This window comes from Pirellulales bacterium, from assembly GCA_036267355.1.
In the GTDB taxonomy this organism is placed as follows: Bacteria; Planctomycetota; Planctomycetia; order Pirellulales; family DATAWG01; genus DATAWG01.
Genome location: DATAWG010000028.1, coordinates 91845 through 110572 on the forward strand (window position 1 = coordinate 91845; position 18728 = coordinate 110572).

General features: G+C 62.1%; 14 protein-coding genes. 3 read left to right on the forward strand and 11 right to left on the reverse strand.

Features of this window, described 5'->3' with window-relative positions; translation table 11 throughout:
• Position 1 precedes the first annotated feature (1 nt).
• The 9 genes from VHX65_04870 to VHX65_04910 form a co-directional block, all read right to left on the reverse strand.
• Positions 2-850: an SCO family protein gene (locus tag VHX65_04870; GenBank protein HEX3997862.1), complete on the reverse strand. Its 849-nt coding sequence runs from the start codon at positions 848-850 to the stop codon at positions 2-4.
• Positions 851-1020: 170 nt separating this feature from the next.
• On the reverse strand, positions 1021-1602 hold the full coding sequence (locus VHX65_04875; GenBank protein HEX3997863.1) for a hypothetical protein: 582 nt from the start codon (positions 1600-1602) through the stop codon (positions 1021-1023).
• On the reverse strand, positions 1595-2857 hold the full coding sequence (locus VHX65_04880; GenBank protein HEX3997864.1) for a hypothetical protein: 1263 nt from the start codon (positions 2855-2857) through the stop codon (positions 1595-1597). Before VHX65_04880 ends, VHX65_04875 begins: the two co-directional genes overlap by 8 nt.
• Positions 2854-3675 (reverse strand): cytochrome c, encoded by an 822-nt coding sequence (locus VHX65_04885; GenBank protein HEX3997865.1) that lies wholly within the window; start codon positions 3673-3675, stop codon positions 2854-2856. The genes VHX65_04880 and VHX65_04885 overlap by 4 nt, the downstream gene beginning before the upstream one ends.
• Positions 3676-3848: 173 nt before the next feature.
• Positions 3849-4607 carry a DUF3341 domain-containing protein gene (locus tag VHX65_04890; protein ID HEX3997866.1) on the reverse strand — a complete coding sequence of 253 codons (759 nt, stop codon included), beginning with the start codon at positions 4605-4607 and terminating at the stop codon, positions 3849-3851.
• Positions 4604-6016 carry an NrfD/PsrC family molybdoenzyme membrane anchor subunit gene (nrfD, locus tag VHX65_04895; GenBank protein ID HEX3997867.1) on the reverse strand — a complete coding sequence of 471 codons (1413 nt, stop codon included), beginning with the start codon at positions 6014-6016 and terminating at the stop codon, positions 4604-4606. Before nrfD ends, VHX65_04890 begins: the two co-directional genes overlap by 4 nt.
• Positions 6017-6095: 79 nt before the next feature.
• A complete protein-coding gene (locus VHX65_04900; protein ID HEX3997868.1) occupies positions 6096-9341 on the reverse strand; it encodes a TAT-variant-translocated molybdopterin oxidoreductase in 3246 nt (1081 codons plus the stop codon).
• Between the two features lie 194 nt (positions 9342-9535).
• Positions 9536-10195 (reverse strand): cytochrome c3 family protein, encoded by a 660-nt coding sequence (locus tag VHX65_04905; GenBank protein ID HEX3997869.1) that lies wholly within the window; start codon positions 10193-10195, stop codon positions 9536-9538.
• Between the two features lie 619 nt (positions 10196-10814).
• Positions 10815-11123: a hypothetical protein gene (locus VHX65_04910; protein HEX3997870.1), complete on the reverse strand. Its 309-nt coding sequence runs from the start codon at positions 11121-11123 to the stop codon at positions 10815-10817.
• On the opposite strand from VHX65_04910, the gene VHX65_04915 reads away from it, so the two are divergent.
• Entirely contained in the window at positions 11110-11622 is a 513-nt protein-coding gene (locus tag VHX65_04915) for a hypothetical protein (GenBank protein HEX3997871.1), read from the forward strand. The genes VHX65_04910 and VHX65_04915 overlap by 14 nt on opposite strands.
• A gap of 255 nt (positions 11623-11877) precedes the next feature.
• On the opposite strand, the gene VHX65_04920 is transcribed toward VHX65_04915, so the two are convergent.
• Positions 11878-14355 (reverse strand): redoxin domain-containing protein, encoded by a 2478-nt coding sequence (locus tag VHX65_04920; GenBank protein HEX3997872.1) that lies wholly within the window; start codon positions 14353-14355, stop codon positions 11878-11880.
• A 217-nt stretch (positions 14356-14572) separates the two neighbouring features.
• Between VHX65_04920 and VHX65_04925 the strand changes: the two genes are divergently transcribed.
• Positions 14573-15799, forward strand: a complete 1227-nt coding sequence (locus VHX65_04925) for a lactate racemase domain-containing protein (protein ID HEX3997873.1) — start codon at positions 14573-14575, stop codon at positions 15797-15799.
• A gap of 56 nt (positions 15800-15855) precedes the next feature.
• Positions 15856-16818 carry a glycine cleavage T C-terminal barrel domain-containing protein gene (locus tag VHX65_04930; GenBank protein HEX3997874.1) on the forward strand — a complete coding sequence of 321 codons (963 nt, stop codon included), beginning with the start codon at positions 15856-15858 and terminating at the stop codon, positions 16816-16818.
• Between the two features lie 72 nt (positions 16819-16890).
• Here VHX65_04930 and VHX65_04935 read toward each other — a convergent pair whose 3' ends face one another.
• Positions 16891-18678 carry an HD-GYP domain-containing protein gene (locus VHX65_04935; GenBank protein ID HEX3997875.1) on the reverse strand — a complete coding sequence of 596 codons (1788 nt, stop codon included), beginning with the start codon at positions 18676-18678 and terminating at the stop codon, positions 16891-16893.
• Between the last annotated feature and the right edge of the window lie 50 nt (positions 18679-18728).

Below are 18728 nucleotides of genomic sequence, written 5' to 3' on the forward strand. Positions count from 1 at the left end.
GTTAGGGTGAGGGGTTAGGGTGAGGGTGAGAGGCGGGTGCGGCGAGCGTTAGAGAATTTCGCTTGCGGCGTTCGCGGCGAAGTTGTGTCACGACGAAAATGCCGAGGCCTGCCATGCAGAGCAGTCCTCCCAGACGAATGAAATTCATGATCGCCACGCCGTATCGCCCAGTCGTGGGATCGTAGTGAAAACAGAACAACAGCGCCTGATACACGGGAGTGCTGATGCGATTGCCGGAAGCTTCGACCAAGGCCATGCCCAAATCGCGCCCTGAGAATTTGAGGTCCAGTAGGTATCGGGCAAGCTTCCCCTCGGGGGTCAGAACCGTGATCCCTGCGGCATGCGCATACGTTCCCGACGCAGGATCGAAGTGATAGCGGAAGCCGATGGCCTGCGCGAGCCGGCGAATCGATGGTTCTTTACCGGTGAGAAAATGCCAGCCGTCGGCAGCGCCGGCCCGGCCGTAGTGCGAGAGGTACGTCGCCTTTTTTTCGGCGGCCAATTCGGGCGTCTCGTGCGGATCGAAGCTCACGGTGAGCACGGTAAAATCCTTGCCCGCGCTAAACGGCATGTCGATCATCCCTTGCACCAGCCCGTTCAGCACCAGTGTGCAAAGCATCGGGCAATGGTAATACGCCATCACCAGAATCACCGGCTTTCCGTGGAAATAATCGCCGATCCTGACTTGCTTGCCGTTCTCGTCGAGAAACGCCGCGTCGAGCGGAACTTGATTCCCGAGCCGCTGATCGAAGCCGACGGTTTGCAACTGCGGCGGAAGCTCATTGTCAGCGGCGGCACGCTGGGCAGCACCAATCAGCACAACCGCAACGGCCGCGAGAATAAGACGCACCCTTCGTATGCCGCTGGCAAGCAACGTCTGCCAGTGGGGGCGGCTGGCGGTGGTTCGGCACTGGCAGACTGCGCTTGCCAGTGGCACAGGCCCCAGTGGCACACGCTCCATTCCTCGTGTGCCACTGGCTATGCCCTTGCGGACATCTCGGTTGGCGTGACTCAGCATTGTCATTTTTCCGTCTCCTCGAATACGCGTCCGGAATTCGGTCCGCCGCCGTAGCGCAGGCCATTGTCTTTGCCCGCAGCCGGATCGGCCTGTTTGCGCACCGGCAATCGCGGCACGACGAGCTTCATCGCCTCTTGAATCGGAATCCGAACAAACCCCTGTTCCTTGGCCGGGCCGACTTGATTCAACTGCGCCAAATCGTCGAGTTGGGTTTGAAACACATTGGCCTGCTCGTTGCCGACCATGCGGTTCAGCGGGTCGAGCCGTGGCTCGCTCGGCAATGCGATCGACGGCGCCGGCGCGAGCGGATAGGTCGACGCTTTGATCGCCGCCTCCTTGGATTCGTCATGCAGGAAAAAGTGCCAAACGACAAAAAAATCAAGCCCGCCGACACACACGCAGCACAACAGAATCGTGATGATCCGGGCCGGCCAGACGTCCTTCGACTCGCGTTTGACCGACGGATGCTCGATGCGGCCGTCGTCGTGGCGAATCTCCTCGGGCAACGGGCGCTCCGCTTCAGCGCCAGGCGTGGCGGAGCCGGGAATTTTCGCGTCAGGATTGCTCGCGCCTGGATTACTCATGAACGAGCGACTCCTCCCACGCGGCTTCGTGCTCGTCGGATTTTCGCAAGTGGACAGCTTCGAATTCGTGCGGATCAGCCAGCGGCAAGAGAGGTAGACTGCGCACGCGCAGCACGTAATAGGCAAACCACAAGCCACCCAATCCCAGCGGCGCCACCAGTGACATCCACCATGTGCCGAATGTTGTCGGCCGGAACGACGGCAGAATCTGCCAATGCACGAACAGCAATTGCATCACGAGACATAGCCCCGCCACGGCCCGTAGCGTTCTTGGATGCCGCTTCACCGTCCGCTGCAACAACAGCACGAACGGCACGATGAATTGCAGCACCGCCATCGACACCAGCAGCCAGCCCCAAAAGCCTTGCGTGCGCACGCCATACCAAACGATGTCGACCTGCATATTGGCAATCCAAGTCAGCATGAATTCGAACCACAGCAGGTAGCTGAAGAGGATCACGAAGGTCATCATCAGGTTGCCCAGATCGTTGAGCGTTTTCGGGCCGACGATCGCTCCCAGCGGCGCGCGCTCGCAGAACGTCGTAAAGATTATCAGCGTCAGCGCGAAGCCGGACACCAAGCCTTGCCCCGCCAGCAGCGGGCCTGAAATCGTCGAATGGTATTCGGGCTCGAGCGCCAGAATCCAGTCGATCGATGCGAAATGGAGCGAAACACCGCACAGCACGCCGCCCAAGCCGCTGACGCCGTTCATCGCCCGGCCGAACCACGAATCGGCGGTCCGGTCTTCGGCCGTCGACCAGCGATTCAGCAATAGCGCGATCGCCAGCCAAGCCGCGAAATACATTGCCGCCCGCGACCACCAGAATTGGTCGTTCATGTAGCCGTGCTGTTCTTGTAGCAGTTTGTTGCCGGCAACGAGGTCGGGCCGGGCGAAGGGATAGAGATAGCGAAGGCCGGCCGCGATCGGAACGAACCCGAGGGCCAAGAGCGGCAATGTCTGTGATGCCCCTTCCAACATCCGCCGAGCCAAATAGCCCCACGCGCCGCCCGTTAGGTGATACATGATTAGCACGATCATCGAGCCAATCGCGATATTGAAACAAAACAACCATGCGGCCAGGTAGGCGCGAAAGAACTGGGCCGGATCGAGAATCCCGCCGACGATCAACACGGCCGTGCCCACGATGCCGACCGCCAATGCAATGAGAAACCAGCGGCGCATTTCGGTCGGAGCGATTTCGGCAAGCGACGCCATCCGCGGTCCGCGGGGTGTATTGCGAGCGTTGCTGTTCACGGCCCACCTCCGCCGCTCGCCGGCGTTTTGGCGGCCGGCGCACTTGCGGCCGACAATCGATCGCGGACGTCTTTCGGCAATTTGTCTTCATCCGCTTCCGGATAATGCTGGCTCAATTGCATGGCGCGAATGTAGGAGATGATTGCCCAACGGTCGCGTGGCGGCACCTGCGAAGCGTAGGATGGCATCGAACCATAGCCGAGCGTGATCACGCGAAAAAAATGTCCGACCGGGGCGTTCCGCAGCCGTTCGACGTGGTACGACGGCGGCTGCGTGTAGCCCCGTTCGACGATCTTGCCGTGCCCCGTGCCGGCCGCATCGTGGCAAACGACGCAATAGATCATGAACCGGTCCCGGCCATGCTCGACCATCTGCTCGGTGACGGGCGTCGGGAATTCATCGACCACGTCCTTGTAGCTTGCCAACTCGGCAGTAAGCACGGCCTGAGCGCCTCGCGCTTGGCGTGCGGCCGGAGGACTGGTTGTGGAGGAGCCGCCAGGCGTGGTTGGATTCGTGGATGCGCCGGGTGCGGCTCCGGGGATCGGCGCTTCCGGCGTCGCCGATCGGGGGCCTTCCGGCTCGAGCTTGTTCGATTCCGAAGTCGTTTCATTCGCGCCCATCACGGTCGGCGCCCGAGCCGCCTTGCTGCGGCCGGTGAACAGCGCCCAATCGGTGTGCAGATGTCCGCGGGCCACCGTGCCGGCGACCGGCTCTCGGGCCGAGCCGGCGGCCTGGCCATAAACGGCCGGATCGAGCGGCTTGAGGCTCGGTTGATCGGCCATTTTCTGCTGGCAACCGTTGAGCAAACAGAGAACCACTACCGCAATCCAGGGTCGAGGATGCGGTGCGAAAGCAGCGCGCGTACAGTAGCAAGCACACTCCGTGTGTCGTCTGCGCGGTGCGCGGCACCGCGCAACGAGCGGCACAAACGGCACACGGAGTGTGCCTGCTACGTTGGCCGCACGCAGCGTCGGCAGTCGAGGGTGGACGATCATGTCGGCTGCTCTCCCACCTGCATTTCCGTGTGCGGCTGCGGCACGGTTCCTTCGAGCGCCGGTCCTTCAAGTTCCACGGGCGGCCCTAACTGGTCGCTCGGCACTTCGATCACTTCGCCGATATGCGCGAGCGAAAGCAGAAACCGCGCAGTCTCATCCCGATCGAATTTCGGATCGGCCGCTTCGATACACAAAAAAAACCGCTCCTGGCTGGCCAACTCGAAACCGGGCACGTTGAACACCGGATGGTGCGGCCGCGGCAAGCCGTTCAAAAACAACATCGCGAAAAAAGCCGTGAAGGCCGCCACCAACACGAGCACCTCGAACGTGATCGGAATGAACACCGGCCAACTGTTGTACGGCCGACCGCCGACGTTCAGCGGATAGTCGATGCCCATCGAGTAATACTGCATGAAAAAGCCAAACGCCGCGCCCACCAGCCCGCCGAAGAAAACGATCGACGGAATCCAATTCCGCTTCAGGCCCAAGCACTGCGCCAATCCGCCCACGGGATAGGGCGTGTATGCATCCATCTCGCGGTAACCGGCGTTCCAAGCACTCCGCGTCGCCTCGAGGATCTTCGCCGGCTCGGCGAATTCGAGCATCAAGCCGTGCAATGCCAGGCCATGCACGCCGGATTCGCGCGCCGCGGAAGTCGGTGCGGGCGCCCCGGGCAGCGGCGCCTCGTGCAGCAAAGCTTCGCGATGCTCAGCTTCCTTTTCCGGCGATTCGCGAGATGGGCGTTTCTTGCTCATCGTCCCTCCTCATGCGCCAGTGAGCCGGGAAGCTGCGCTCGCAATTCCGCCATCGACAACATCGGCAGCGTGCGGGCGAACAGCAAAAACGCCACGCCAAACAACCCGATCGATCCGAAATACGTCAGATAGTCGTAAACCGTCGGCCGAAACATGCCCCACGACGACGGCAAATAATCGTGGTGCAAGCTTTGCGCGATGATCAGATACCGCTCGAGCCACATCCCCCACAGCACGAACAGCGACACGATCGCCAGCACCCATTCGTTGCGGCGCAGCTTGGGGATCCAAAGAATTTGCGGCAGCAACACATTGCACCACACGATCGCCCACGACACGCCCGCGTATTGCCCCCAGCCGATCAGGCGGTTGAAATATGTGTAGTGCTCGGCCCCCTCGTGGCCATACCACGACAGCGTCTGCTCGCTGAGATAGCCGAACGAAGTGAGCAAGCTCGTGGTGAGCACGATCCGCCCCATCACTTCGAGATGCGCAATCTTGATGAATTCTTTCAGACCGTAGATATGGCGGATCGCGATGCACAACAGCAGCACCATCGCGAATCCGGAAAAAATCGCCCCGGCCACGAAATACGGCGGAAACACCGTTTCGTGCCAGCCGGGCACGTTCGAGATGGCGAAATCCGAGCTCACCACCGAGTGCACCGAGATCACCAGCGGCGTGGCCAATCCGCCGAGCAGCAAATAGGCCGATTCGTAGCGATGCCAGTGCTTTGCCGAATTCCGCCAACCCATCGCCAGCATGCCGTAGATCATGCGCCGCCTTCCTGGGGCGCAGCGATCGCGCAGCGTCGCCAGATCGGGGATCATGCCCATGTACCAAAACACGAGCGAAACCAGGAAATACGTGCTCACCGCAAACACATCCCACACCAGCGCGCTGCGAAACTGCGGCCAGAGCCGCATCGTGTTGGGATATGGCAATAGCCAGTAAAAAAACCACGGCCGGCCCAAATGCAGCAGCGGAAAAATTCCGGCGCACATGATCGCGAAAATCGTCATCGCCTCGGCAATGCGATTGATCGACGTGCGCCATTTCTGATGCAACAGCAGCAAGATCGCGGAGATCAGCGTGCCGGCATGGCCGATCCCGACCCACCACACGAAATCCGTGATCGTCCAACTCCAGGCCACGGGAATATCGATGCCCCAGATGCCGATCCCCTCGATCAGCAGATAGATAATGACGCCGCCAAAGATCATCAGCAGAAGGCTGGCGAAGCCGAAGGAGGTGAGAAACCCCCATCCGGTCGGACGCACGAGCACGATGTCGCTGATCTGGCCGGTCAGCGAGCCCATCGTGTGGCCGCGCGCCACGTAGTCGGGCGTGGCGGGATTCAGGCCCTCGCTCGGCAGTTGCGGCGGAGCTAGTATGCGTTGCTCGTCCATTTCGTTCGTGCGCGGTTAACGTCTTGATCAATGGCTGCCATGCCCACGTAAGGCCGTGGACAGGGCGCCCGTTCGTTCGTTATCCGATCTCCGGATTCGGGTTCCGCAGTTCGGCCAGATACGTCGTGCGCGGGTTCGTGTTCAAGTCTTCCAAAAGCGAATAATCGAGCGGCAGGCTTTTGGCGTGTGTCACCTTGGCGGCCGGGTCGTTCATGTTGCCGAACACAATCGCTTGCGTCGGGCAAGCCGCCTGACAAGCCGTCAGCACTTCGCCGTCGGCGAGCTTTCGATGCTGCGTTTCCGCTCCGATTTCGCCTTCGCGAATCCGCTGCACGCAATACGAACATTTCTCCATCACGCCCCGGGAGCGGACCGTCACATCGGGGTTGTATTGCATCCGCCGCTCGGGGCTTTCGAAATCGGCGTAGAACAAAAAGTTGAAGCGGCGGACTTTGTATGGGCAGTTGTTCGAGCAGAACCGCGTGCCGACGCAACGGTTGTAGATCATCTCATTCAGCCCATCGGGGCTATGCACCGTTGCCGCGACTGGGCAAACATATTCGCACGGTGCGTTTTCGCAGTGCATGCAGGGGAGCGGTTGGAAATGAAATTCGTCGGGGGCCTCGGGCGATCCGCTGATGTAGCGATCGACGCGGATCCAATGCATTTCCCGCCCGCGCGACACCTCGTCTTTCCCCACCACCGGAATGTTGTTTTCCGCTTGGCAAGCGACGACGCACGCATTGCAGCCGATGCACGATGTGAGATCGATCGACATGCCCCACTTGTGCATCGGCGGCTCGTCGGCAAAGGGGCCATAGAGGGCCAGCGGCGGCTCGATCCCTTTTTGGCGCTCGGTGTTGGCCGATGGATGCTCCGCGGGCGGGAACAGCTTCAACCCATGCTCGGCGGCATTGGCTTTGTTCGAGCCACTCTCCGCAGCGGGGTTTTTCTGAAATTCGCCGAGCGATAGCGAGCGAACCGGCGCTCGCTCTTCCATGCTATGGTGCGCTTGCGTGCAGGCGACAAGCTCAGTGCCCCCGGTGCCCACGACTTCCACTCCACCGGCGAACCAAAGCGCGTTGCTGCTGCGCAGCGGATAGGCATTGAAACCGACCGACTCGCCCGGCATGCCGCCGACTCGGCCGGCATATTCGCGGCCGTAGCCGAGATACACCGTGACGGTGTCGTCGGCATGGCCCGGCATGATCCACAGCGGAGCCGTCATGTTCCGATCGCCGGTCCGCAATTCCACGACGGGCATATAGTATCCGCCATGCTCGCCTCCATGAGCATATTTGCCTTGGCCAAGGCCGAGCCGCTCGGCGGTCGCGGGGCTCATCATGGCGGCATTGCCCCAGGTTAATTTTGAAATCGGCTTTGGCAGTTCCTGCAGCCAGCCGTTGTTGGCAAACCGGCCGTCGTAAATCGACGGATCGGGCGTAAACACCAATTCCAGTTCGCCTGTCGTTTTGCCGCCAGCGTTGGCCGGCGCGGAAACGGCCCCGGACGCGGCTGCCGCACTGGCAGCGCTTGACGGAGCGCCGGCGGCCAAATGCTCTTGCCAATTCGAGGCCAGCGAAACACTTTTCGCAGCGGCGCGCGAGCCCGCAACGACGCCGTCGTGCAAGGCGGTTTGCCAGCGGGCTTCGAAATCGCCGGCGCTCTGCTCCGGTTGCCATTGCTGCTGCCAATTGTCGCGCACGATTCCCTGGCCGGGGATTTCGCGCAGATCGGTGAATAGCCCCAACACTTCATGCACCGAACGGCCGCCGTGCAACGGCTCGATCATCGGTTGCACGATCGACGCCGTTCCGTCGTGCGCTCGCGTGTCGGACCATGCTTCGAGGAAATGGGCCTCGGGAAGATGCCAGTGGCAGAGCCGGGCCGTTTCGTCCTCATACAGGCCCAAATGAATCCGCTGCCGCACTTTTTCCAATTGCGCGACCAGTGGAATATCGGCCGGCGCGGTCAGCACCGGGTTGCCGCCGAGCACCAGCAAGCAATCCACTTCGCCGCGGCCGCAGGCGTCGGTCAATTCGCGGAGCGATTGAGTGCGATCGACCGGCCGGGCCTCGATCGGCTCGATGTATTCAACCGTCTTGCCGACATTGCCAAGATGATCGTTCATCGCGTAGGCAAGCAAATGCACCGCCGCCGGCTGCCGATCGCCGGCGATCACGAGCGAAGTGCCATGATGTGCATTGAGATCCTTGGCCACGGCGGCGATCCAAGCGGCATGATCGCCTTGCGCGACAGTGCCGGCCGCCGCATTGCCGAGCGAGAGCCCGACGGCTGCCGCCAGTTGCCGGGCGAGCGGCTCGATCTCGCGGCCCTTGATCGCCAGCCGATGATCGGCCTTGGCCCCCGTGCAACTCACGCCGGTTTCGACGACATAAAGCCGGTTCATCTCCGAACCTGTTGCATCGCCCTCTGGCCGCCCCGTCGCGCCCGATTTTGCGCGAACCGGCGCCCGCCGCCGCGCTATGAAATCGCCTGCATTCCGCAAATGGCCGGGGCCGCTGACCAGAAAATCGGAGTCCAGCGAAACGACCCTGTCGGCCTGCGTGAAATCGTAGCGCGGGATCACCGGTTCGCCGAAGGCCCGGCGCGCCGCCTGATAAGCCGTGTCGCGATTGATCGCTTCGTAGATATGCCACTTCGCCTCGGGAAATTGCCGCAGCAACGTTTCGATCTGTCGGCGGAGGGTGGGCGACACGACCGCTTCGGTCAACAGCCGCAGCCCTGCGCCGCGCCCTTGGCGCTGGCTCTCGACAACTTGCCGGATGGCCGCGGCCGCGTCGGCCCAAGTGCGCGCCTGCCCACGCTCGCGGACCGTCTGCGAGCGATCGGGATCGTAGAGTTCGAGCACGGCCGCCTGGTGCAGCGGGCTGGTTGTGCCGCGGCTGGCGGGGTGTTCGGGATTGCCTTCGATTTTGGTGGGTCGCCCCAGATGCGTTTCCACGAGCAAACCGACCGCGGCCCCGTCGAGCGTCATCGCCGTGGCATAGAACAGTGGCTTGCCGGGAATGATGTCTTCCGGCTGCCGCACGTAGGGGACGATCTCTTTGGTGGGCGCCGGTTTCACCGAGCAGCCGCCCACCCCGGCCAGCGCCAGCGAGGCGCCCATCAGCGTGAGAAATTTTCGCCGGTTGACCGGATCGAAAGCGACATGGATCTGGCTGGCGAATTCACGCTCGACCATTTGGCGGAATTCTGCGGTCTCGCTTAGTTCTTCGAGGCTGCGCCAATAGCGCCGCCCGGCGCTAACCGCGGAGTCCGCGGCCGGCGGCATTCCAGAACTAAGATCCTTGCGGCAACTCATCGGTCGGATTTCCAACGGTTCGAAGTGGCCGCAGTCCGTGAAAGAATGGGGACGGGCACCTCACGGCAACCCGTTCTTGCGGCATCTCGCGGTTTGGGTTCGGAACCGGTCCCCATTTTTTCACTCGCCCCTCGCCCTTGCTTCACTGACCCCTGACCTCTGACCTCTGACCCCTGACCTCTGGCCCCTGCTCTTCACCTGTGGCACGTCGTGCAGTTGGTGATCTCCAGCGGCGATTTCACGCCATATTCCTCGACCAACCGCCGGCCCAGTTCGAGCTGATCGTCCGGCTGTTGATAACGCATGTTGAACACTTCACCGCGCGGCCGGATGTTCTTTGCCGGATTACGGTGGCAATCGAGACACCAATCCATCAGCAGCGTCGGCTCTTGATAGGTCAGCGGCATGTTGTCGATCTGGCCGTGGCAGCTTGAACAGCCGATTCCCTTTTGCACATGGATGTGGTGATCGAAATAAACGAAGCCAGGCAGATTGTAGACGCGATGCCACTCGATTGGCCGATTCGCGCGGTAACTGGCCCGCACCGGTTCGAGCATCTGGCTGCCGACCCACATTTGCGAATGGCAATTCATGCAGATTTCGGTGGCCGGCAACCCGGCGAACGACGACTTCTCCACCGATGTGTGGCAATAGCGGCAATCGATTCCCAGCACGCCCACATGATGTTGATGGCTGAATGGAACCGGTTGCTCGCGCATCACGCCGGCATTCGTGCCGTACGACGAGTGCGAATACATCAGGCAGAACCACGTGAACAGCGGCAATCCGAAGGCGCCGGCGATGATCGTCAGCCGCGCCAAATAGTTCGTCTGCTGAGGAAAGAGCTGCGCCACTGGCTTGGTCCACCATGCCGCGTTCCGATACTAGCCCGAAGCATTTAGCGCAGGAGGACGGGGGCCAAACGCCGAAGGTTTCTTCGACGCCACCGACCGCCGGGTCATGAAGGGGAAGCATCTTTCGTCCGGTCGCAACCGCGCGCAAAAACACCGCTCCACGATTTCATTGGCGTGCGGCTGGAAATCACTCAAGCCAACTTTGCCGCCGCTGGCAGAGCAATTGACGTACCGCGAATGGCAGGCGACCACGCCCCAAGCCCGCAACGCAAAAACGTGGCGCCGCAAGCAGCGGACTCTGCGATCTTGGTGCCAAATGCCCCATGCTGAACGCGCATGACGCAGTAGCATACTAAACCCCGAATGGGGAGTCAGACCTCCGCTCCGAAACAAGCTTCGGCAACCGAACCCGTAGTATTTCGTAAATATTTGACACCCATTTTTCTTGCATCGCGATTGGCCAAGTGTTAGGTTCACAGTCGGCAGGGTGATGGGCCAAGTCTCAGAAGGAGAGAGGCATGAGACGCTTTGCACTCTTCGCATGTTTTCTTTTGCCGACAGCGACGCTCGTTGCCGCGCCGCGTGGCCCGGGCGTTTCCCGCGGTGGCGGCGCTGTGGGTCATTCCTCGGTGCGCAGCAATTCAAGCGGGCGAACTCGATCCTCGGCTGGAGCCAGTTCGCGATCCGTTCGCCAATCGACGAGCACTACATCGAGCACCAGCAGTGGCTCCTCTTCGTCGGGCTCCGGCATGTGCGCCGGCTCGACAACTGGCTCCTCCACCGGCACATCAAGCGGCACATCAAGCTCGCTGGCCAAAAGCCTCGGCAACAGCCGCATTTCGATCACCGGCTCGTCGGGCACGACTAGCGCGACGGGCAGCAACTCCACGGGCAGTTCGATGACCGGCGGATGCATGAACTCGGGCACGAACGGCTCGGGCAGCAACGTTTCGGCATCGCTCGGAACGATCGGCTTTGGCGGCACCGCAGTGGGTTTCGGTTACAGCGGCTATGGCGTTGGCAACTATGCCTACAACGGATACGGCGGCAACAACGGTGGATTCAATGCGAATGGTTCCGGCAATGCGAACATGGCAAATGGCCAAGCCGCTGGCGGCGGAAATAATCCGCTCGTCAAATTCAATCCGCAAGCGGCTCAGCAGCCGCAACCCAATGTGGCGGCCACCGACGCACCGAATTCGCCCCCGCTCGATCTCCCGGCCCGAAACTGGACCAGCTCCGAAGGCGACATGGTTCTCGAAGGCAAATTCGTCGGCGTGCTGGATGGCAATGTTGTCGTGCGAAAATCGAGCGGCGGCATCACGCTTCTATCGCTCGCCAATTTAAGCGACGGCGATCGAGAATACGTTTCGAGCGTTGCCGGCCACAAAGCGCCGTCCGCCGAAGTGGCCGCCGATTCGCAGTAAGCCTGCGAAGCGACCAACCCGTTGAGCCCCGCTGGCAACGCCTTTTTCGTAAGCGTGTGCCACTGGCAAGCGCAGTCTGCCAGTGCGAACTGCCCAATCCGGCGTCGCTCTGAATCTCAGCCCAGTCGCTTCCACGTCTGAGGGTCGGTCGCGGCGGTTCGACGTCCTGTGTGGCGCACACTGGCCGACTGCGCTTGCCAGTGGCACACGATTTACAGAGCCGGACTGGACCACTCCAATGGCGCACGGCTCTGGCTACTTCGGCTCGACCTGCCATGCTTCGACGTGGCCGGCGGTCGAAACCAAAAGCAGGGTTTCATTACCTGCCTCAGCGGCGGCGAGCCCTGTGAGTGCCGCGCCGTAATGAAAGCTCTCAGTCGGTTTGCCGTCGAAAGCCAGGATGTTGATCGAGCCATCGGGCCCGGCGATCAGCCATTGCCGGCCGTCTTTCCCCAACGGAATTGTGGCAAGCTGTTCGACGGGCGTCGTGTAGATCGTTTGCGACAGTGGGTAGTGCCATAAATCCTCGCCGCCGGGTCCGAGCCCCACGGCAAGCAGTTCCAGCCGCGTATTGCGCGCGAGAGCGCAGATCTGCGTCGCATGCTTGTCCGCCGTGTCGCACGACAGAACCGTTTCCAACATCAGTCCGGGCAACAGCCATTCCGCGCCCGGCTTGCCTTCCGCATCGACCGGCACCAGCGAACCCCGGCTATTGGTGCACAACAGGCGACGGCGTCCTTTCGCATCGGCCGCGCTCGTGGCCAGGCGAAGCACATTCGCCATCGATCGGTCGCTCCACAGCCGGTGCCCTTCGAGCGACACGCCCTGCACGCCAACGAGTTGCCAATACCCGACCGCGAGTGTCGGCTTTCCGCCGCCGAGAAGATCGACCAATTGCACGTCTCCGATTCCGGCATGCTGCCCCTGATCGGGTTTTGGGAAATCGACCAGCAGCTTCCAATTCTCGTCGAACAGATAAAGTTGCTGCTGTCCGCTTCCCGATCCGGCGTAATACCGATGCCCCGAGCCGTCAATCGCCGTTCGCAGAAATGTGATGACCGCTTCTTGGGGAATCGCCAGTTCATGGCGCGCAATGACTTTGCCGGCGGTGCTGAGTTCGACGACCGTGTGTGGTCCATCGAGCACCAGCAATTTCGGTCCAGTCTTTGGAACTCGCGAATCGTCGACCACCAGGATATTTCCCGGCGCCCGCATTTCGCCGCAATTCCACAGCCGACAGAGCCGCAACGATTTTGGATCGTCGTGTGGAGCGATCTTTGCTTGCGGCAAGGGCACGACGCTGCTCGAGGCCGGCGGCTCTTGGATCGCCCGATCGTATTCTTCGACGAGTTGCCGGTAGCGATTTTTTGCGTCGTCGGCCGTGGATTTTCCGGCCAGCAACGCCTCGATCGTGGCCGGCAGATCGGCGGCCAGGCGCGGGTCGAAGCCCGAATCCTGGTCCTGGACGGTGCCGTCGGGTCCGAGCACCATGAGTGTCGGGGCGCCCGGCACTTGCAGTTTTGGATAAACTCCGGCGGTATCGCGGGCCAAGGGAAAACTGCCCCCCCATTTCTTGGAAGCGTCGCGAATTTGGGCATCGCCGACTTCGCTGGAATCGATGCTCACGGCGACAAACGCCACTCGGTCGGACGTCTTGTATTTTTCGTAGACCGAATTTAGCAAGGGAAAACTCTGTTGGCACGGGCCACAATCGGTAAACCAGAAATCGATGACGGCCACCTTTCCGGCCAGCGATTTCAGGTTGACGGCCGGGCCGTCGACGCCGGTAAAGTTGAAATCGGGGGGCGCTTTGCCGAGCAAGTTCGACGGCGGCGCGGGAGGCGGACCGATCAGCCGTTTCACCAGCTTTGTCCCCTCCGGCACCGGAAACTCGAACGCCACCGCGGGCACAGGCGAATTCAACCGTGCCCCGATCAGTTCCAACGTCTCGCTCACTCGCTGCACCGGACCCTTATCGGCTTCGATCTGCTTGTGCAAAGCGTCGGTGGGCAGTTCCACCATTCGCAACGTATACGATTGCGGATCGATCCACAGCACCTCGGGGCCATACTCGGTCGTCACGCGCACTCGCCGGCACTCGTGGTCGTCGAATTTCGCATCGTCGAGCAGCTCGGCTTTGCCGGCGTCGCTCAGATGCGCGTTCTCCGACAACAATAGCAGCAACTGAATAGGAAACGCCGCTGGTCCGCGGGCGAGCCCCTCTTCCAACGCGGGACCCGAATAACCGGCAAATAAATCTTCCAATGAAAGCTTCGCCGGCGCATCGATATCGAGCATTTGGCCGGGAACCGATCCGACCGACGCCCGCAGCCGCTTGCCGTCGGATGCCAGAACGGTGTCGCCGTATTGAATCCGCACTTTGTTGGGTCGCTCGAACGTCACAAGCGCGTCGATCGGATCGGGGGCTTGCTCGGGCTGGCCGATCGGTTGCACCTTGATTCTCACCCGCGCGACGTCGGCATACGATTTCGCTTCGCGGTAGGCATTTGCCGTGCGCTCGAGAAGTTCGTGGGCAGAGAGGTGCGCGGCGTTTGCATCGGTTGATGGATTCGCGTTGGCCGGTGAATTCGCGTTGGCCGATGCATCGGAGGCAGTTGCCGTTGCGGGCGGGGCGGCCGCGGCGATGTCGGCTTGCGAATGGTTGCAGCCGAAGGTAGCGGTCGCGAGCAGTGTGGCGGCGGCGGACAGCAACGTGAGTCGGCGGATTTGCATGCGTGCTTTGATTTCGGGGGTGGGATGGCGTGAGGAAGCAGCCGAATTATCGAAAACTTCGGCCGATGGGTAAAGCTCGACTTGTCGGTGCTTGCAGCCATGCCCTTGGCGCTGCGCGGGCTGCGAGCGGCTTGACCCGCCCTTTGCGCGCGACATAAGATGCCAGAGCGATCTACTGTTTTTCGCGACACGGCCCACCATCCCGCGGTTGCCATCCATGTCATCCACCCTGCGATACGGCGCCGATTCGACCGTCGAGGTCGACATCGAACCGGAGCGGCTGCTAGCGACCTGCGGCGCGCCGCTGCCGGGCGGATTGGCTGATCCGGCCGCGGCACTGGCCGCGGCGGTTGCCGCGCCGTTGGATTTTCCGCCGCTGGCGCAAGCCGTTTTTCCGGGCGATCGCGTTGTGATCGCCGTCGAGGGAGCGCTGCCGCAATCGGCAACCTTGGTGGGATCGCTGGTGCGAGCGCTATTAGCTGCCGGCACATTGCCGGGCGATATATGCCTGCTGCAAGCTCGTGCCGAAGATGATTTTGCAGCCGCCGAGTTTCGACAGCAGTTTCCCGAGCACGACGGCCGGCGAGTGGAGGTCGTGGTCCACGATCCGACCACTCGCGAGGGGCTGAGCTATCTGGCAGCCGACGAATCCGGCGCGCCGATCTACGTCAATCGCCGGCTGGTGGATGCCGACGTGGTGCTGCCCATCGGTTGCCTGCGATTGGAATCGTCGCTGGGATACTACGGCGTGAACGGAACGCTTTATCCCGCGTTCTCCGACTTGCCGACGCAAGAGCGATTTCGGGCGACGGGCGTCGATCCCAGCGAAGACGAAATTGCCAAGCGCCGCCAGGAAGCCGACGAGGTGGCTTGGTGGCTGGGTGTGTTGATGTCGATCCAGATTGTGCCAGCCGCGGGCGGAAGCGTGTTGCACGTGCTGGCGGGCACGCCCGAATCGGTGCATCGACGCGGCAATGCGCTTTGCCGCGAGGCGTGGAGTTGCGCGGTTCCACGACGAGCGGAACTTGTCGTGGCCGCCATCGAAGGGGATCGCGGACAGCAAAGCTGGGAAAACGTGGGCCGGGCGCTGGCCGCCGCCAGCCGAGCCGTGACCGACGATGGCGCGATCGCGCTGTGCACCGAATTGGCCGACGGTCCTGGCCCGGCGCTACGGTGGTTGGGCCGATCGAAAGACCTGCCCTCGGCGATTCGCCATATTCGCAAGCAGCGCACCTCCGACGCCGGCGCGGCGAATGAGTTGGCCCGGGCGCTGGAGCGTGTTCAGGTGTATTTGCTGAGCCGGCTCGACGAATCGGTGGTCGAGGAATTGGGCGTGGCGCCGGTGACGGCGGCGGCGGAAATCGCGCGCCTCGCCAGTCGCCATCGCTCGTGCATCCTACTCGCCAACGCCCAGTTCGCTTCGCCCACGGCGGCGGGCGATTAGTGGCTCGTGGCTCGTCCTGGCACCTCACCCTCACCCTCACCCTCACCCTTTCCGCCGTGCCCTACGACGCATTGACTGCCGGGGCTGGTTTTGTCGACGTCAGCGGTCGCGCGCAGATCGAGATTAGCGGCGACGATCGGGCGCCGTTTCTGCACAATCTCACGACGGCTGCGATTCGATTGCTCGAGCCAGGTCAAGGATGCGAAGCGTTTGTGCTCGATGTTCGCGGGCACACGCTCGGCCACCTGCTGGTGTTTTGCACCCCGCAATCGCTCGTGATCGATTCGGTCGCCGGAGAAAACCAGCGGCTCGCAGCGCATTTCGAGCGCTATCACATTCGCGAGCACGTGGAAATCCACGATCGAACGGCCGGGTGGGGCGAACTGCTTTTGGCGGGTCGGCGCGCGGCGGAAATCCTTGGGGCGATTGCGCAAATTTCGAGCGGCGATTTACCGAGCAAGCCGCTTGCCCATCGCGAGGCGCGCATCGCGGAGCAGACCGTTTGGCTTCGGAGCGTCGAATTGGCCGGCCAAGGAAGCATGTTAATCTCGACGGCGCGCGAGTCGATCGGGCCGGTTGCCGCTACGCTGACGGCAGCGGGGGCGGTGCGGTGCGATGCCGCTGCGCTGGAAGCCGTTCGCATCGAAGCCGGCTGGCCCACGTTCGGGATCGACATCACCGACAAGAACTTGCCGCAGGAAGTCGGGCGGAACGATCGAGCGATCAGCTTCACGAAGGGCTGCTACTTGGGGCAAGAAACGGTGGCGCGGATCGACGCGTTGGGACACGTCAATAAGACTTTGTGTGGCGTGCGGTTCTCGGGTCCGGAAATTCCGCCTGCCGGATACGAGCTTCGCTCGGGCGACACGATGGTCGGAGCAGTGACATCGGCCGTCTTTTCGCCCCGTTTGTCGGCCCCGCTGGCGATGGCCTATCTGCGCCGCGGCTTCAACACGCCCGGCACCAAGCTCGCCGCTTTGTCCGGCGAAGCGGCGGTGGTGCCGCTCCCTGTAATCTGATTTCGCCGGCCCGGCCCGCAGCTCGCTGGCGGTTTTGCGCGGCGGCCGTTCGCCATCGCGTACCGCAGCACGTTAGTGCATTCGGGCTAGCTCTTCGGGCACACCATCCATGTCGCCATCGCGGCCGCAGATTTGGCGGATCTTGTCGCGCACGCGGAAGAATGCCTCGACGACGCTGGCATCCCATTGCTTGCCGGCTCCGTCGCGCAAGACGGCGTCGAGGCGATCGTCTTCCATTCCCTTTCGATACGGCCGATCGCTCGACATCGCGTCGAAAGCGTCGGCCACGGCTACGATTCGCGCCAACTGCGGAATCTCGTGCCCGGCCAAACCGAACGGATAGCCGCGGCCATCCCACGCTTCATGATGATGCCGCACGACGGGCAACACTTCGCCGAGCTGTTTCAAATCGTGCAGGATGCGGTAGCCGATCTCGGGATGCATCTTGATATGTTCGTATTCCACATCGCTCAACTTGCCGGGCTTGCGAAGCACGCTGTCGTCGATGCCGATTTTGCCGATGTCGTGGAGCAAGCCCGACAGGTAGAGGATTTCCAACTGTTTGCGATCGCAACCCATTTCGGTGGCCAGGGCCACGGAAATGCGAGCGACGCGATCGCTATGGCCGCACGTGTAGGGATCCTTGGCGTCGATTGCGGAGGTGAGCGCACGCACGATGCCCGAAAGCATCTCGGCCTGTTGGCGGTAGAGCGCCAAGTTGCCAGCGTGGATGCCGAGGATCGCGCCGACACTGGCGAGCAAGCTGGCCTCGGGCGAACCAAATTCTTCCCCATCGCAATGATTGACCGCGGCGAGCCAGCCGATCAGGTTGTCGCCGGCCGCCAGCGGAACGATGATCAACTGCTGCAGGCCGGGAAAATCCGCCAGCCGCGTTTTGGCAACGTTCGGATTGATGATGACCGTCTGTACTTCCTCGGCCAAGCCAAGCGAGCGGATCAATCGGTCGAAGGTCTGTTCTTCCAGCGGATAGATTCCGCGGGTCAGAAACACGGGGGCCGAACAAAGCTGCCGGCCGTTGCCATCCGTGTCGCAGAGCAATTGCAAGGCGAGCGACTCGGCCGGTACCGTGGCCGAGAGCCATTCCAGAGCCATGCGGCCGAGTTCTTCTTCGTTTTCCGAGATCCGCAAGTGGCGCGTGAGCCGATGCCAAAGGCTGATTTCCTCATACAGGTCGGTCAAGTGGGCCGACATGCGAGTCGTTTCCTGCGTCAGCGATGCCTTGTTGCATTCGGCGGCGCGGTGCGACATCACTAATTCAGCGACCGCCATTAACCGCTCGGCCGGCCAAGGAATTTGCTGATCGAGCCAACGCGCTGCATTGGCCGGCTGCCAGCCGAATTGCTGCTCGAGCAAGTCGAGGGTCCGCAGATCGAATGCGGCGCCGTCGGCTGCCGTGCAATTCACTGCCGCGCGATTCACTGCCGTGCGATTCACAGTAGTGCGATCCATCGTGGCGCGATCCACCGTGGCGCCGCTGGCGGGTGCTGCGATCGAGAGAAACAGTCCCACGGCAACATGCCGCGAATCGGCACTATCGGCAATCGGCACCGCCAAACCCAAGAGCGGTCCGTCATCGCCGATGAATTCGGGCTTCCCGCGGCGTGCGACTTCGCCGCACAGCGCCAGCCAATGTGAAGGGAGCCGATCGGCGTTTTGTCGTTGCAAAGCGGTGCGCCCCTCCGCTGCCGCCGCTCGATCGGCCACGACGTCGACGATCCACCAGGTGCCCCCGAGCGCGCTACGAAGCGACGCGAGCATCTCGGGCACGGCAGCGCTGGTTGCGACGCTCGATTCCACCTTCGCAGGCACGGTGAGAACGCTTTGATTTTCAGCGAGCATCGTCGTAAAGTTGTTGTTCTGAAGGTCCGGACGATACGTTTGCCAGGGAG